We start from the raw sequence: 15,875 nt of genomic DNA on the forward strand, positions 1-15,875 counted from the left end.
ATGCTTTCTCTATTCCATGGTAGGAGGCATGTTACATGGGGCGTGAAAACCCAATTCAGTTAAAGTCTGTCGATGCGCCGTGGGCTGTTGAGGCACGCGGGTTAGTGAAGACATTTGGCGGTTTCCGGGCAGTCGATGGAGTCGATTTAAAGGTGCGTGCGGGCACGATTTACGGTGTGCTTGGACCCAATGGAGCAGGTAAAACCACCACCATCCGCATGTTGGCGACACTGTTGCGACCAGATGCAGGAACGGCCACCATCTTCGGTTACGACGTGGTCAAAGAGCCGCAAATCGTGCGCCAATTGATTGGTGTGACGGGGCAGTATGCGTCAGTCGACGAAACGCTCAGCGCTACGGAGAATCTAATTATCTTCTCCCGGTTGCTCGGGCTCTCTCATACGGAGGCAAGGCGCAAAGCGGCAGAGTTGTTAGAGGAATTCAGTTTGACGGAGGCTGCAAAGCGCCCCTTGAAGAAATTCTCCGGCGGCATGCGGCGCAGGTTGGATTTGGCGGCGAGTTTGATTGCTCAACCTCCGCTCATTTTCTTAGATGAACCGACAACGGGCCTTGATCCGCGGACGCGCGCGCAGATGTGGGAAACGATTCGGAGGTTGGTGAAGACCGGATCGACCGTTGTACTGACCACGCAATACTTAGATGAGGCAGATCAACTGGCGGATCGGATTGCCGTGATTCATCATGGCGGCGTGGTCGCAGAGGGAACGGTGGATGAACTGAAAGCGTCGGTTGGCAGGTCATCCTTGCAACTCCGCGTGGAGGAGCCGCAGACGATAGAGCGCGCCAGGCGTTGTGTTGAACAGGTACTGCGGGTACAGTCCATTATTTCGCCGGAGGCTGGGAAAATCACTGCGCCGATGGCGGATGCCGACAAGGTAACCGATTTGCTCATTGCACTTCGCGAGGCGGGGATTCGCTTAAGCGAGATGAGCGTGCAAAAACCGACGCTGGACGAGGTGTTCTTGACCCTTACTGGGGATAACGTGACGGAATCGCCGTCCAGCGACGAGATGGATGTGGAGGTGAGCCAGGGATGAATCAACCGATCACGCCGGTATCACAACGCCAATTGCGAAATCACACGAGTTTTGGCCAATCCGTGCGCAACTCATTTACGATGGCCTATCGAGGCATCCTGAAAATTCGGCGCACACCTGAGCAATTATTTGATGTGACGTTTCAGCCGATTATCTTTACGCTCATGTTTACTTACATCTTTGGCGGTGCCATCTCTGGAAATGTGCAGAGCTACCTGCCAGTCATCATTCCGGGTATTCTCGTACAGACGGTTATTACGACGTCCGTCGTCACGGGCGTTCAATTGCGGGAGGATATGGATAAGGGTGTGTTTGACCGGTTCAAGTCACTCCCCATTGCCCGCATTGCCCCATTGGCAGGTGCGCTTTTGGCCGATACAGTCCGTTATACCATTGCGACGGTATTGACGTTCACAATGGGGTACATCATGGGTTACCGACCTGGCGGTGGTCTTTCGCACGTCGCGATTGCTGCTGTTCTCGTGATTGTGTGCGCTTGGGCAATCAGTTGGATTTTTGCTTTCTTTGGTGTGATTGCGCGCACCGCTTCCAGCGTGCAAGGCATCTCGATGATTATTCTATTCCCACTGACCTTCCTGTCGAACGCGTTTGTGCCGGTTAAGACGATGCCTCATTGGCTCCAATGGTTCGTGAACATCAATCCGATTTCACACCTTGTCACAGCGGTTCGCAACCTGGCCAACACAGGAACGATCGGCAGTGACCTTGCAATTTCTCTCATTGGTGCCGCTGTCGCCGTCGCGATTTTTGCCCCGCTGACGGTCCGCGCCTACATGCGCCGCGCATAGCAGATGCGCGGTGCACGGGCGTGACGGCCGGGTACTGCGGTCGGGGGCGGGTGTCGAGGGGCTGCCGGGTGTCGGGGCGCTGCCGGATCCAGCGGGTGGGCGTCTGCGGGTGGGCCTGCATAAGGCAGATTATCTGCGATATTACAGAATTTTTTGTTGATTCTGCGGATTTGTGGTGCAAAAAGGACCTTATTTACTCAAAATCTGCCCGATAAAGGCCAAGCATGGTCGATTAGTGCAGATTTCATGTCTTATTGACGCTGAAACCGTCGCGTGTGGATGACGTAAAATAAGTTGTGTAAGGTCTTTCGGACAAAGAAAAAGTAGGGTACTCTCGAGTTTGCCTATAACCCTGAGAGGAGTGCCCTACTTTGTTTCAGATTAACAGAGATGTGTTAGCAGTTCAATTGCAAGACGAAGTCAATCGGTTTATCCAAGAGCGCTTGGAGCTCATCATGCGAGAAGAGCTGACAAACTTCCTTCGCGTTGAGCATCCAGGGGAGGACAACTCCCGAAACGGTCACTACAAACCAGATCTGCAGACGCGCTATGGTGAAATTAAGGATTTGAACGTACCTCGGGACCGGCAAGGGGATTTCCATACGCAGTTGTTTGAGCCCTATGCTCGCCGAGACAACTGGTTAGAAGAAGCAGTTATCTCCATGTACAAGGGTGGGATGAGCACACGTGACATCGCTCAATTCATTGAGAAGATGTATGGCACGAAGTACTCGCCAACCACCATTACAAACATCACTAATGTTGTCCTTGCTGACGTAGATGCGTGGAGAAAGCGTCCTTTGAAGAAGCGTTACTCTGTCGTGTACATGGACGGGCTGTACGTTGCCCTAAAACGAGACACGGTGGAGAACGAATCCATCTATGTAGTCATGGGAATTGACGAAAACGGTCACCGTCAAATTCTGGGTTATTACGTTGGTGGTCAGGAAAGTGCAACTAGCTGCGGCGAAGTATTTGCTGACCTACGGGAACGTGGGGTTGAGGAAATCCTCATTGGCGTCGCAGATGGATTACCAGGCTTAAAGGAGGCGTTTCTGAAGGTCTTTCCGAAGGCCGATTTTCAACGGTGTGTGGTTCACAAACTCCGAAACATCCTTACCAAGGTCCGTCCGAAAGACAAATCAAAAGTAACCGAAGAACTCCAAGCGGTGTACTCTAGCCCCACAAAGGACGAAGCACTCGCCCGCTTCAAGGAGTTTGAACGCAACTGGGTAACCCGTTATCCACGTGAGGTGCAATCCTGGCGGGATGACTTGGACGATTTACTCTGCTTCTACAAGTATCCAGAAATGATTCGTTATGCGATTTACACGACCAATCCAATTGAACGAACCATGAAGGAGATTCGGAAACGCATCCGGCCGATGAACAGCATTGCCAACCTAGAAGCTGCAGAGAAAATTGTTTACCTTTTCGCAAAAGGATACAACGAGAGGTGGGAAAAAAGGTCACTACGTGGCTTTGCTGACGCACAAGTGCAAGAAACCCTTCGTGAAATGTTTCAAAAAAGATATGGAACCGGTGGCAATGGCGAAGGGTCGACTGGCCAGCAGAGCTGACTTTGTCAGGACGTAGTGTAGTTAGGAAGAATGCCTCCCTACGGTCGCACCCTTCATTGGATTATTTTGGATTTCAGCATGTTAGTCAAGGGCTTTCGCGGCATATCCTTCGGTATTCCACGTTCCCTTGACTAACCTAAAAATTTCTAATGGCAGCTTCGATGATACCCTACATGTCTGCCTACACAACTTTCTTGACGGTACCCGCGTGTGTCTTAATAAGACATTCGTGCGGGGGGCACCGTGCCCTGGATGGAATCGTGGCGTTTCACCAGCCGTCCGCGCCATGGGTCAGGCAGAACGGATGTGCTCGCGCCTCGTCGTGCCTTGGCAATCGTTGGGAGCTTGGCAACAACGGTTCAGTATCTCCATCTATCCCCGTTTACGTAAACTTAACAAGCTACTCTAATCGTCTTATTATTTTGCTTTTTAATAGAAGGAGGATGACGACAATGAAGCAGGAGGGGGAGTTGTGACTTTGAGAATCGCGGTGCTTGGAGATGTTCATTATCCGTATTTGCCTGGTGGATCAGAGGAACAAATCGCGGCGCGGGACCGTTTTTATGCGGACGTTTTTGAGCAGTTTTTTGCCGAAACTGCAGACCTCTATGTGTGCGTCGGTGATGTGACGCATACTGGTCATCCCGAGGAGTGGGCGGGCATTGCGCGCATATTGGCCCAATATCACGATCAACCATTTCGTTTTGTACTTGGGAATCACGACACGTTGCTTCAAAGTAAATCTTCCGTGTTGTCTAGTATGAACCAACAGCGTCACTGGGTTGAGCAGTTGGAACACTTACCGCTATTATTTCTGGATACCACGCAAGAAAGCCGTCGGGATGATTGGGGCGGAGCGGTAGATAGAGAACAATTGGAGTGGATTCGCACGAGGCACGCTGAATCGGCTGAGCCACTGTTCGTGTTTGCGCATCACCCCTTGTATAACACGACAGCGAAGTCGGATGAACCGATGATGTACGTGCAAAATTCTGATGATGTGGAGGCGGCTATGGCCTCTTTATCTAAGCAAGTGTTTTACTTCAATGGTCACAATCATGTGCAAAGCATCGTCAAGCATCCCCGACGCTCGAATTGGGTTTGCATTCAAACAGCTTCCATTCTTTCTGGCCTGCGGTATCGGGTGGTCGAGGTCACTTCGATGAGCATGACGGTGAATACCAAAGTCATTGACGCCGAAGGGATGAAAGAGACGCTGACGACTCTTTATCAAGGGATTCCGGATTACTGGCATAATCCAGATGCAGTGGGTGAGGAAACAGATGACGCTATCACTGTTCAACGGTATGACTTGAAATATTAGGTCTATCATCCTAGTGCGTGCGACAATGAGAATATCTCCATTTTCGGTTGATGATGACATCAACCTTTTTTTATGGAATTAAAACGTTGTTAACAAAAAATTAATAATCCCGGATTTCGACGATTAGGTGATTGAGGTCATTGACCGGGGCATGTTTTCAAGTATTTGGTGGATTTGTTAGCGAACACGGCGAAATCATGGTACGGAACTAGAGCAATGGACACAATTCCCCCCTCCCCAAGCCAGGCTATGAACTCCACTTTTTCAATTGGAAGAAAAATCTACGTGGCGGCATGAAGCATGATCAACGACCGATGCTTTGCATACACGGGAAGACGAATGCTCCACTGGCGTGCATGACGCACTAGAATCCCAGGTAGATGGAATAGTCTTCGTCTGAGCCGTCCGGCGGTCCACTGTCGCACCCCTGGTTGAAGCGCGACGTGCTTGTACAGCAGGAGTAGATTATACGCAAGTAGCTTTAGACCTTGCAGCGCTTTGTTGGCATCGAAATTCTGGCTGGAGAATCGGTCAATGGCAAATCCATATTTGGCTTCCTTGATGTGATTCTCAGCGTTACCACGAAAGTTATAGAAGTGCCATACATCCTCGCCGCTCCAGTCAAACGTTGTGGCAATCGCCTCGTATTCCCAGAGCCAATCCGCACACAGGCACTCCTGGGGGTCAATGTCTAAGCGACGCACAATCACGACCCGCCGAGGCCTGTCCCAGGATGTTGCCTGATACATGATGGAAGTAACGTCACAATGTTCCCGGTCACTCTCTGTGATGCAGTGCCAGAGGAGATTTGGCGCTTGCGCCAACTGTGCGAGTCGCTTGGTCCACTTCAGTTTGATGACGTAATCCCGCTGATCTTGCTCCAATATCTGAAACACTTTTTCTCCGGTAAACCCTTTATCCATGCGGACGGCACGAATGTTGACGCCATCCGGCAACTGGTCTTTCATCGCCTTGTAGAAATCCGCAAATCCATCTGATGTATGGGCGTCACCAGAGCGCAACTCATCATAGAGACAACAACCAGTGAGTGAATCAAACGCCAGCAAGGGATGGAAACTCGCTCGTCCGTGATGGTGTGGATTATATCCAACAGCGGACTGTTGCTGCGCGCCATAAACAGTCTCTACAGAGGAGTCGATATCGACCACGATGCCTTGTCCTTTGGGGAGAAGTGACCTTAGGATTTGTCTATGCGCCGAACGTATCGCTTTGATGCCAGCGTCGGAACCGAGCCGCTTCAGATCCTTATACAACAGAGTCGTATCAGGCAGTTTCGGCACGTCCAACTTCAGCTTCAACAGGGGATCTTGTTCGATGTCCTCAAAGTGGAAAATCCGTTCCTGACCCAGCAAGGAACCGAAAATGACGGTCAGAGCAATATCGTCCATGTGGAACTGGGTGTTTCTGCCCTTGCGTAATCCATGTACCCAAAACTCCCTGTCAATACCCGTTCCCAAAACGAAATCTATGAGACCACTTGCACCGCCAAAGGAGGTGGCGGCATTCAAATCGTAGCGAGTATGAATTGTAGAGCTTTTACGAGCAAACTGACTTCGTGTATGATTATATTGTTTCACCCAAAAGGTGCTCCTTCCTAGCGAAGATGTGGTTCTCGACAAACTCATCTTAGCCATACGGGGAGCACCTTTTCAATTATTCACACCAGTTCATGAGGACACAATCGTCGAAATCCGGGATAATACTTATGTATGATGGTACAATCATGCCATTCGTGATGACTAAAGATGAGCTAGATGTAGCATAGTGATAATAAAATCCCAAAATTGTGGTGTTGAGTATGCGAATCGGAATCATTGACCTGGGCTCAAACTCTGCGCGCTTGGTCGTTTACGAGGTTAGCGAGAACAGAGGGTATCGACCGTGTTTTCGGATGAAGAAGAACATTCAATTGGCGCAATACATAGATGATACGGGCAAAATTTCTTCTGCAGGTATTCAGCAAGCCGTAGTGACTGTAAGGGCCTTTCGCAATGCTGGCCAAGTTTTCAATGTGGAGCATTGGGTGGCTGCAGGGACAGCCGCCATTCGACAGTCCGAGAACGGAATGGACGTTTTGCGGATTTTAGAGGAAGAAACAGGTATACACTTCCGGTGTTTAAGTGGCAAAGAGGAAGCTTGGTATACCTATCTAGGTGTGATCAATACGATGGACATCCAGGATGCCATTCTGGTTGACATTGGTGGCGCCAGTACGGAAATCACACACGTGTGCAACCGGGAGTTTGTCAATACGGTGAGCCTACCGTTTGGGGCGCTCACACTGACTAAAAAATTTTCAGACGTCGAGACATCCGTTCAAGCCGAGTCAGTCTTTCAGTTTATGAAGGAACAAATGCAAAATATCCCCTGGTTAACGGAGTTAAGTAACCTTCCGGTCATTGGTACAGGTGGTACGGCGCGTGCTATTGGGAAAATCTCCGACCACATGCATCGCAGTCAGGTAAACCGTCTGGACGGTGTTGAGGTGCAGAGATCGGTGATTGAACAAATTTATGAACAGATGAAATCGAAAACGGTGAAGGAGCGTAAAAAGTTAGGAAAACTATCAGATTCCAGGGCTAAACTCATTTACGCCGGTGTTGCGGCCATTTGGGCGTTAATCAGTTTGACGTCAGCCGATGCCTTCTTCGTCAATGGGAACGGATTGCGGGAAGGGCTCTTCTACGAGTATCTCTTTCGCAATAGGACAACGCCAGTGCTATGTTCTGTGAAGGAGCATAGTATCGAAAATCTGATGCGGCTGTTTGATATACCAACGGGTGCGGCGCATGCTGTAGCAGATAGGGCGGTGACTCTATTTGAGCAACTTGTGCCTGTTCATAAATTGGGATCGAACTATAAAGAACTGATGCGCACCGCTGCGCTTCTTGAAATGATGGGCGCACTTGTGAACGTGGAACGCTATAAACGGCACAGCGATTATCTTATTCGCTCATCGCACCTACACGGGTTTTCTCAAGATGAAATGTTGAAGATCAGTCGAGTGATTATCGGAAATGGGCAAAAGCCATTTAAGCAACTGAACTTCATCATTCAGCTAGCGAAAGCGATGGTCTATGAAACGAACGCCAGCGAGGTTTGTCTCGACAAGCACAAGAATGAATTGACCATCGTATGCCCGCAAGCGTCCTCATCGGGGATGTGTGCTGCCTTAGCGTCGATGGAAAAGGACTTCGTCAAGCAATTTGGGATTCGATTCAAGCCAATTGCCTGCTCGTGATGGAAAGCGGGGCGTCTGTTGAGGACAACGAGACGCCCTTCACAATTATGTTTCAAGTGTTACGGGGATATAGGGAATGGATGTGGCGTGTGAACCCGCGGCATGCCGGCAGGCTTCTTCGTAGAAATATAGTTGACTCGCGAGAGGCATGTCGTTGCCTTGGAGTCTGACTTTCCGGTACAATCCGCTACTGGCCAAAATATAGCGATTGACATTGTCGGAAAGATGGATATCCAGGATGTGTTTTAATCGATCCTTCAAATTTTCCTGCACGACAGGAAATAGGATTTCAACTCGATTTTCTAAATTTCGTGTCATCCAATCTGCACTCGATAGATATAGAAGTTCGTCTCCGCCGTTTTGAAAGTAAAAAATTCGACTGTGCTCTAATTGTGGTCCGATGATGCTCGAAACTCGGATGTTTTCACTGACACCAGGTCGCCCAGGCCGTAGACAGCAGATTCCTCGCACAATCAAATCAATTTGTACGCTGGCGTTAGAAGCCTGGTACAGTGCCTTGATGATATCCTTATTGGTCAATGAATTCATCTTTGCAATGATTCGACCGGGTTTTTCCGGTGTACTTTGGTTGATTTCATTTTGAATGAGCGCAAGAAATTTGTCTTTGAGTCCATGTGGTGCCGTACAAATCTCTTTCCACGAGGGTACGGACGACGGTTCTCTGCAGCCTGTGAGAAAATTAAAGAATGCAGTCGCATCGTCGCCAATGTCCTCTCGAGCGGTAAACATGCTTATGTCTGTATAGATGCGGGCCGTGGTATCATTGTAGTTCCCTGTACCTAAATGGACATATCGCCGGAGGCGGTCTCCCTCTTTGCGAACCACAAGTGCAATTTTGCTATGGGTTTTCAGTTCGACTAAACCATAAATGACGTGGCACCCGGACTCCTCTAGTCGCTTGGCCCATTCGATATTATTGGCTTCATCGAAACGCGCCTTTAATTCTAAAATCACAGTGACCTGTTTGCCATTTTCAGCGGCTCGCTTGAGCGCACTCACAATGGGGGAGTTTCCGCTCACTCGGTAGAGCGTCTGTTTGATGGCGAACACGTCGGCATCGTTTGCAGCTTGGTGGATAAATTGAACCACTGGATCAAATGACTCATAGGGATGAAACAGCATAATATCCCTTTGCGCAATGGCTTGGAAAATATCCTGTACACCGAGCAAATCTCGTGGAATCTGAGGTGCAAGCGGCGCGTATCGAAGGTGGTCACAGTCGGGAAGGTGATAGAGTTCACCAAAACAGGTTGCGTCGATTGGGCCATCGACAGCATAGATGTCCTCGTCCGTGAGCATGAGCCAATCACGTAACGTCATCTGCATGGTGTGACTCATTTTGTCCTCAATTTCTAACCGGACGATATCTCCCTTTTTTCGACGATTCTTGAGCTCCTTTTGAATCTCTTTCAGAATATCTTCAACGTCTTCGTCCAAAGTGATATCGGCGTTCCGGGTGATTCGAAAGCAGGCGGCTTCTACGACCGCACTATCTGAAAATAGCAGAGCGATGTGTTCTTTGATGACGTCCTCGAGCATGACGAATGTTCTTTCTCCACTTGTTGCAGGCAACGCAATGAAGCGAGGGAGCATCGAAGGCATTTGAACGACTGCAAACAAGTCCTCGACACCGTCTTCGCCATCTGTCGACTCCAGAAGCACTGCGAGATTAATGGTCCTATTCGCCACCTTTGGGAACGGGCGTGTAGAATCAATGGTGATTGGAGTTAAGATAGGGAATATGTTCAGAGAAGTAACGTGCTAAAAAATCACGTTGTTCCCGTGAGAGTCTGTGGGGATGAACAATTTTGATCCCCTGACGACTCAGCGCATGCATACACGATTTCGCAGTTGCGTAGAGTTTGGCGACGTGATTGTGAGCCCTCTTGGAAATTTCCATTAGCTGCTGAACAGGCGTCATCTGCGTCTTGTTTTCAGGATGGTTCGATCCTATCTTGACTTGGTCCTTCAGCCCAGCAACGCGAACCATGAAGAATTCATCTAGGTTCGAAGCCGCGATGGATATGAATTTGAGCCGTTCAAGCAGAGGATTGCTTTTATGAATTGCTTCAGCAAGAACTCGCTCGTTAAACGCTAGCCAGCTTAGCTCACGGTTGATGTAGTATGATTTGCTATCTAAATTGCGCATGTCCAACTCCATCCAATTCACACGGCCGTAAATTCGTTATTTCAACTTGGTGTCGAAGCGCACATCATTGTCGGTCGACAGGTACGATACGAGAGGTCTACATGATAGCAATCTTTTATAAAATTTACGTTAAGAATATGTGAAAACTGTCGAAAGATGTATTTTTCGAGGACCATCGAAGTGGAACACGTATATAGGAGAGAGCGTCAATAAAATTGTTAACAATTATGTTGACGTAAATTCGAGGGCGGAATATAATTCATATCACACAGATTACTCATACGTTTTGCCGCGAAGTTCATGCATCATAAAGTTTGATTTCTGTACGGTTTACGTAGGGAGGGGAAATAGTGGCGAACATTGTGTTGGGGATAGGCTCATCGCACAGCCCTCAAGTGAGTAGTCCAGCAGATGTCTGGCCTATGCACGTCGAGCGAGACAAAATCTACCTTGGTGATACCTTTCAACAACGGGAGCGAGAAATTGCCGCAACGATACAGGAACAACTGAAGCCTGAAGTGTGGCAAAAGAAATATGAGGCATGCCAAGTGGCCGTCGAACATCTCAATCAGGTGATAAAGGATGTAGACCCGGATATTATCGTGGTGGTTGGAGATGACCAGGAGGAGTTGTTCTGGGATGATGTGAAGCCGACCTTTGGCGTGTTTTGGGGCTCAGAGTTGAAGGACCTCCCACACCCTCCAGAAAAGGAGCACCCGTCACTAAGACCCGTGCTTTGGGCATGGCACACGACCGACGAAACGGATCACTACCCCGTACAAAGTGATTTGGCCCACCATATTCTCGAATGCATGATGACCGAGGGATTCGATGTTGCGCAGAGTAAATCTCAATTGGAGGAGCGCTCATTAGGTCATGCGTACACGTTTGTGCGGCGACGATTGGTGACGCACCGCGTCATTCCGATGGTCCCTGTGTTCGTCAATTGCTTCTACCCGCCGAACCAGCCGACCCCTGCGCGTTGCTATGAGTTAGGCCGCGCACTTCGTCGCGCTATTGAATCGTGGGGTGAAGACAAACGGGTAGCTGTGATAGGCTCGGGTGGGCTTAGCCATTTTACTTTGGATGAGAAACTGGATGAACTCGTGATCGAAGGGCTCAAAAATAAAGATGTGGAGCTTTTGAAAACGCTACCAAGAGAGCGGCTGCAGGGAGCTTCTGGGGAAATTCTGAACTGGGTCGTGGCTGCAGGCGCCTTGGAGCACCTGGATGTAAATTATTTGGAATATGTCTCTGGTTATCGTTCTCCAGCTGGGACCGGCGTCGGCATGACGTTTGCCGTATGGCAGTAAATCACGGGACTATGCAAGGGAGGTGGGGCTTTGGAGAATTGCGCGACGATTCGTGAACGTCAAGTTACTTTGAGCCATGGAACGACGCATTATTTGGAAGCTGGGCAGGGAGAGCCAGTGATTCTGCTGCATGGGGTTGGCTTTTTTAGCGGTGGAGATTACTGGATTGCCAACATGGCCGACTTGAGCCGTCAGTTTCATGTGTTTGCCCCCGACTTTGTGGGGTGGGGAAATGGCGATAGGCTGGATGTTGAATATTCCTTCGCCTATCTCGTCGATTTTGTGCGAGAGTTTCAAGATGCCATAGGGGTAGACGCTGCGCATATTGTCGGGCACTCGATGGGCGGGTGGGTGGCCGCACTGTTCGGATACGAAAGCCCCAATCGCGTTGAAACGCTGACGTTAGTCGGTAGTGGTGGCGTGTCTACGCGTACACTCTCGACGATGACCGCGTTTGTGTCGCCTACGCGCGAGGCGATTTTGGCGCACGTCAAGGAAACGATGCACGCGGACGAGGTGAGTCCGGTAGAACTGGCGGATAGCTGGTATCAGCGCACGCAGTTGCCAGGTGCCGTCGAGTCGTACCAGAAGATTTTGAACCATATGAACAACCCAGTGCATCGCGCCAGGTACCATTTGCGTCGCAGGTTGCCCTACATTCGTCGGCCCACGCTGATTATCTGGGGGGAAGACGACAAGCTGAACGACCTCAGTATGGGGCAAGAAATGCAGTCGCTCATACCCAATTCGGAATTGGTCATTATACCGGGCGGTCATTTTTGCCCAAGTGAAACGCCAAAGCAGTTTAACACCCAGTTGATTCAATTTTTGCAGCGGCATCCGCACCGCACTGTCGATTGAGGGTTGGCACTATCAGAGGTGTGAGCGGAGAAAATTTCGTATAAAGGGGGAGCCGGAGATGGTCGATACGAATAAGACCATTACAGTTGTGAGTGCACATTCCGCAGATTTTGTCTGGCGCGCAGGAGGCGCCATTGCATTGTATCACGATCTCGGCTATCGCGTTCGCGTCCTCTGCTTATCGTATGGGGAACGCGGTGAGTCCGCCCGTCTCTGGAAGGATGGGAAGACGCTGGAGGAAATCAAGCAAAGTCGACGCGCGGAGGCACAGCACGCAGCGGAAATTCTAGGTGCTGAAGTGCGCTTCTTTGACGCCGGGGATTATCCACTGGAAGTGACGAAGGACCTGCAAGATGCGCTCGTACAGGAATTTCGGGAGTATCGACCAGAGTTGATTCTGACGCATTCTCTGACGGATCCGTACAACGCAGATCATCCTCGAACCACCGAATTGGTCATGGAATGTCGCATTTTGGCGCAAGCGCATGGCTATCCTTCGGATTTACCGGTGATTGGTGCACCGCCGGTTTATTTGTTTGAACCCCACCAGCCGGAGCAGTGCAATTTCCAGGTGGATGTCTTGTTGGATATTACCCCTGTATTTGAGCGTAAGCGTCAAGCGATGGAATGCATGGAGGCGCAGGAACATTTGTGGGAGTACTACACGGATGTGGCGAAGCGCCGGGGTGTACAGGCAGGGCGCAACGCTGGATCAAGCATCAAATACGGGGAAGCGTACCAACGGATATATCCGTATGTTGGGAAGGTGTTTGCATGAGTTCGGTGATTGTTACCCATATCGAGCGAGCGAATGCGAATGATGTACAGGCGCTGAGCGCCTTTGGAGTGGCTACGGTTCACGAGGCAATGGGTCGAAGAGGGTTGATGAATCCATACCTTCGGCCTATCTATGACGATGCGAAAGTCTGTGGCACGGCGGTAACGGTGTCCTGTCACCCGGGTGACAACTTGATGATTCACGCCGCGATGGAGGTTTGTCGGCCTGGGGATGTCCTAGTGGTGACTGTGACTTCGGCGTCGACGGATGGTATGTTTGGCGAATTACTTGGTGTGTCGGCGCGCGCGCAGGGGGCACAGGGGTTAATTATTGACGCCGGCGTGCGGGATACGGTTGAACTGACCGAGATGAGATTTCCCGTGTGGGCAAAAGCCATCTCGGCGAAGGGGACGGTCAAGGCGACGGCGGGATCCGTCAATATTCCTGTGGTTTGTGCCGGATGTATCGTAAACCCAGGCGATATTATTGTCGGTGACAGGGATGGCGTCGTGGTGGTACCGAAGGCTGAAGCGGCACAGGTTGCACTGGCTGCGCAGGCGCGCACGGACAAAGAGGCGAATGTCAGAAATCGTTTGGCGCAAGGGGAATTGGGGTTGGATATCTACGGACTGCGTGAAAAGCTCAAAGCGCTGAGCGTCACTTATGTCTCCAATTGATATCTGACAGGAGATTTCGATTGTTGCATAGGGTTATCCGGTTTATTTGAACGGATGCTGCTAAGGATGGCTGTCCGCAAGCGACGAAAGGGCGTTTCGCTGGTCACATGAGGATGGACCATGTCGTGGACGACCGTTTTGGATTGTGGATAGTCGTCTATGTGTGGCATCAGTTGTTATGCGCTTAGGCTTCGCGGTCGGTAGACGCGTAGGCACAAGATCTCAGCGAAGAGGTGTTACGATGCAATATCGAACATTAGGAAGTACCGGTGTGATGGTTTCTAGGCTGCGCTTGGGTACGATGTCGTTTGGACGTTGGATAGATGAGCGAGATTCCGTCGAGATATTGGATTGTGCGCTCGACGCAGGCGTCAATTTGATTGATACCGCAGACTACTATGGAACGGGACAGGATGCGGCTTTGCCCTATGGAACTGGGGAGTCTGAGGAAATTCTTGGGCGTGCGCTCAGGGGGCGACGGCACCATGTGATCTTGGCCACAAAAGTTGGGTTCCCGATAGGGAGTGAATGAGGCGGGATCGTCCCGTGTACATATGATGCGTGCAGTGGAGGCGTCTTTGACGCGATTGCAAACGGATTATATCGACTTGTATCAGATGCATCGGTTCGACCCGAACACGCCGCACATTAGATGACTTGGTTCGGCAAGGAAAGGTGAGGTACATCGGATGCTCTAACTACGCTGCGTACCAAATTGCTAAGTCACACGCCATTAGTCATCAGCGGGGGTGGGAAAAATTCGTATCCGTCCAACCGCAGTACAATTTGTTCGTGCGCGATATCGAGCGGGAGCTATTGCCATTTTGTGAAGAAGAGAATCTGGGCGCGGGGAACGAGTCATTCATCGGCTGTTTACACCACGCAATTTTCGGATCCTTGAGCAATTGCGTCCGATTGCGGAGGAAGCGGGTATGCCGTTAGCCAGGTTCGCGTTGGCGTGGGTTCTTCATCATCCGGCAGTGACTTGTGCAATTATTGGTTCCACGAAAAAGAGACATCTGCTGGATGCGATAGAGGCCTTAGACGTCAGGATATCGGATGAACAATGTAAAACCGTTGATGAAGTCACGGCGAAAGTGGACGGTTTGGTATAAAAGATGTCATTGCCTGATAGAGGACGAACCTGTCAGTGCATATGTGTACTACCCTGGAAAATCGCTTGCCCGGAGATTTCCCAGGGTAGGTGATGATGTCTATGTGCATTTCAACTTCGCGCCATGCACGGGCGAGGTTTTTTGTGCAGGTGTGTCGGTCAATATAATCCTTGCTTAGGCATTTTTCGCAGCGTCTCTGTGACGCTCGTCATGTGTTTTTGCATGGCCGCACCAGCGGCAACTGGATCTTTGGCGCATACGGCGTCAACAATACCTTGATGTTCTGCAAGAGAGACATCTGTCCGACCTGGCATCAAAGATGCGCGAAACTGATAGCGCACAATTTGGGCTCGCAAGTTCACAATCATCCGTTTCGCTGTTTCATGTCCTGCGATGTCGTACAACCTTTTGTGTAATGTGCGGTTCAATTGGGAGTATTGCGACAGGTCTGCGTTCGCTTGTGCCTTGGTCATTTGGTCGATGATGGCGCGTAGTTTATCCATTTGTTGTGCGGTCACACGCTCTGCGGCCTTCTGTGCAACTAAAACCTCTAACAATGCGCGCACTTCTGTGATTTCAATTGCCTCTTCCAGGCTAATTGCGCGCACACGAGCTCCGCGGTTCGGTTCACGAACGACCAGGTATTCCTTTTCTAGCTCGGCCAGCGCCATGCGCACCGCTGCCCGTCCGACTTGGTATTTCGCTATCAAATCTGCCTCAACCAATCGCTCATTAGGCAGAAACTCACCGTTGAGAATGGCATCTCGAATGCGATCCACGACGTCGTATTGCACGCTTTGTTTGGTGTTGGTGTCCAGATGCATCCCCTCCTTCTTACAGATCTAATATAGCGAAATCAATTTGTGATTTCCAAACAAAATCGCATGAAATATTGTTGACATAATCGTTCGAGAGTAACGCATCAAAT

General features: G+C 50.2%; 15 protein-coding genes and 1 pseudogene. 12 read left to right on the forward strand and 4 right to left on the reverse strand.

From position 1 onward, the window contains the following. Window positions 1-35: 35 nt before the first annotated feature. The 4 genes from K1I37_RS05635 to K1I37_RS05650 all read left to right on the forward strand — a co-directional run bounded on the left by K1I37_RS05635 (window position 36) and on the right by K1I37_RS05650 (window position 4,771). Window positions 36-1,058, forward strand: coding sequence for an ATP-binding cassette domain-containing protein (locus tag K1I37_RS05635; protein WP_021295106.1), 1,023 nt, complete (start codon window positions 36-38; stop codon window positions 1,056-1,058). Next, entirely contained in the window at window positions 1,055-1,867 is an 813-nt protein-coding gene (locus tag K1I37_RS05640) for an ABC transporter permease (protein WP_021295105.1), read from the forward strand. The genes K1I37_RS05635 and K1I37_RS05640 overlap by 4 nt, the downstream gene beginning before the upstream one ends. 371 nt (window positions 1,868-2,238) lie before the next feature. After that, window positions 2,239-3,447, forward strand: a complete 1,209-nt coding sequence (locus tag K1I37_RS05645; protein WP_021295104.1) for an IS256 family transposase — start codon at window positions 2,239-2,241, stop codon at window positions 3,445-3,447. Window positions 3,448-3,919: 472 nt separating this feature from the next. After that, window positions 3,920-4,771 (forward strand): metallophosphoesterase family protein, encoded by an 852-nt coding sequence (locus tag K1I37_RS05650; RefSeq protein ID WP_021295103.1) that lies wholly within the window; start codon window positions 3,920-3,922, stop codon window positions 4,769-4,771. Between the two features lie 281 nt (window positions 4,772-5,052). On the opposite strand, the gene K1I37_RS05655 is transcribed toward K1I37_RS05650, so the two are convergent. After that, window positions 5,053-6,369, reverse strand: coding sequence for an IS1380 family transposase (locus tag K1I37_RS05655; RefSeq protein ID WP_242215904.1), 1,317 nt, complete (start codon window positions 6,367-6,369; stop codon window positions 5,053-5,055). Between the two features lie 221 nt (window positions 6,370-6,590). Between K1I37_RS05655 and K1I37_RS05660 the strand changes: the two genes are divergently transcribed. Then, window positions 6,591-8,033, forward strand: a complete 1,443-nt coding sequence (locus K1I37_RS05660; RefSeq protein ID WP_021296707.1) for a Ppx/GppA family phosphatase — start codon at window positions 6,591-6,593, stop codon at window positions 8,031-8,033. Window positions 8,034-8,078: 45 nt separating this feature from the next. Here the strand turns inward: K1I37_RS05660 and ppk1 are convergent, their stop codons facing one another. Next, window positions 8,079-9,743, reverse strand: a complete 1,665-nt coding sequence (gene ppk1, locus K1I37_RS05665; protein ID WP_322790873.1) for a polyphosphate kinase 1 — start codon at window positions 9,741-9,743, stop codon at window positions 8,079-8,081. 22 nt (window positions 9,744-9,765) lie between these two features. After that, window positions 9,766-10,203 (reverse strand): hypothetical protein, encoded by a 438-nt coding sequence (locus K1I37_RS22065; RefSeq protein WP_021296705.1) that lies wholly within the window; start codon window positions 10,201-10,203, stop codon window positions 9,766-9,768. Window positions 10,204-10,553: 350 nt separating this feature from the next. Between K1I37_RS22065 and K1I37_RS05670 the strand changes: the two genes are divergently transcribed. From K1I37_RS05670 to K1I37_RS21640, 7 genes and pseudogenes are all read left to right on the forward strand, one after another. Further along, window positions 10,554-11,516: a DODA-type extradiol aromatic ring-opening family dioxygenase gene (locus K1I37_RS05670; RefSeq protein ID WP_021296704.1), complete on the forward strand. Its 963-nt coding sequence runs from the start codon at window positions 10,554-10,556 to the stop codon at window positions 11,514-11,516. A gap of 30 nt (window positions 11,517-11,546) precedes the next feature. Beyond that, a complete protein-coding gene (locus K1I37_RS05675; protein WP_021296703.1) occupies window positions 11,547-12,377 on the forward strand; it encodes an alpha/beta fold hydrolase in 831 nt (276 codons plus the stop codon). A 58-nt stretch (window positions 12,378-12,435) separates the two neighbouring features. Further along, window positions 12,436-13,155, forward strand: coding sequence for a PIG-L deacetylase family protein (locus K1I37_RS05680; protein WP_021296702.1), 720 nt, complete (start codon window positions 12,436-12,438; stop codon window positions 13,153-13,155). Continuing rightward, the gene (locus K1I37_RS05685) at window positions 13,152-13,832 is read left to right on the forward strand and encodes a 4-carboxy-4-hydroxy-2-oxoadipate aldolase/oxaloacetate decarboxylase (RefSeq protein WP_021296701.1); all 681 of its coding nucleotides are present in this window, start codon (window positions 13,152-13,154) and stop codon (window positions 13,830-13,832) included. Before K1I37_RS05680 ends, K1I37_RS05685 begins: the two co-directional genes overlap by 4 nt. A gap of 241 nt (window positions 13,833-14,073) precedes the next feature. After that, a complete protein-coding gene (locus tag K1I37_RS21630) occupies window positions 14,074-14,364 on the forward strand; it encodes an aldo/keto reductase (RefSeq protein ID WP_021296700.1) in 291 nt (96 codons plus the stop codon). A 25-nt stretch (window positions 14,365-14,389) separates the two neighbouring features. Then, window positions 14,390-14,774: pseudogene (locus K1I37_RS21635) on the forward strand (aldo/keto reductase). Beyond that, entirely contained in the window at window positions 14,738-14,947 is a 210-nt protein-coding gene (locus K1I37_RS21640) for an aldo/keto reductase (protein ID WP_322790874.1), read from the forward strand. The pseudogene K1I37_RS21635 and the gene K1I37_RS21640 overlap by 37 nt, the downstream one beginning before the upstream one ends. Window positions 14,948-15,105: 158 nt before the next feature. On the opposite strand, the gene K1I37_RS05695 is transcribed toward K1I37_RS21640, so the two are convergent. Continuing rightward, the gene (locus K1I37_RS05695; protein ID WP_021296697.1) at window positions 15,106-15,771 is read right to left on the reverse strand and encodes a GntR family transcriptional regulator; all 666 of its coding nucleotides are present in this window, start codon (window positions 15,769-15,771) and stop codon (window positions 15,106-15,108) included. Between the last annotated feature and the right edge of the window lie 104 nt (window positions 15,772-15,875).

This window comes from Alicyclobacillus acidoterrestris (assembly GCF_022674245.1).
Taxonomy (GTDB): Bacteria; Bacillota; Bacilli; order Alicyclobacillales; family Alicyclobacillaceae; genus Alicyclobacillus; species Alicyclobacillus acidoterrestris.

What these genes read in the sequence shown, in the direction of transcription:
- K1I37_RS05635 (WP_021295106.1), top strand. Translation starts at nt 36, where the DNA reads ATGGGGCGTGAAAACCCAATTCAGTTAAAGTCTGTCGATGCGCCGTGG.
- K1I37_RS05640 (WP_021295105.1), top strand. Translation starts at nt 1,055, where the DNA reads ATGAATCAACCGATCACGCCGGTATCACAACGCCAATTGCGAAATCAC.
- K1I37_RS05660 (WP_021296707.1), top strand. Translation starts at nt 6,591, where the DNA reads ATGCGAATCGGAATCATTGACCTGGGCTCAAACTCTGCGCGCTTGGTC.
- K1I37_RS22065 (WP_021296705.1), bottom strand. Translation starts at nt 10,203, where the DNA reads ATGCGCAATTTAGATAGCAAATCATACTACATCAACCGTGAGCTAAGC.
- K1I37_RS05680 (WP_021296702.1), top strand. Translation starts at nt 12,436, where the DNA reads ATGGTCGATACGAATAAGACCATTACAGTTGTGAGTGCACATTCCGCA.
- K1I37_RS05685 (WP_021296701.1), top strand. Translation starts at nt 13,152, where the DNA reads ATGAGTTCGGTGATTGTTACCCATATCGAGCGAGCGAATGCGAATGAT.
- K1I37_RS21630 (WP_021296700.1), top strand. Translation starts at nt 14,074, where the DNA reads ATGCAATATCGAACATTAGGAAGTACCGGTGTGATGGTTTCTAGGCTG.
- K1I37_RS05695 (WP_021296697.1), bottom strand. Translation starts at nt 15,771, where the DNA reads ATGCATCTGGACACCAACACCAAACAAAGCGTGCAATACGACGTCGTG.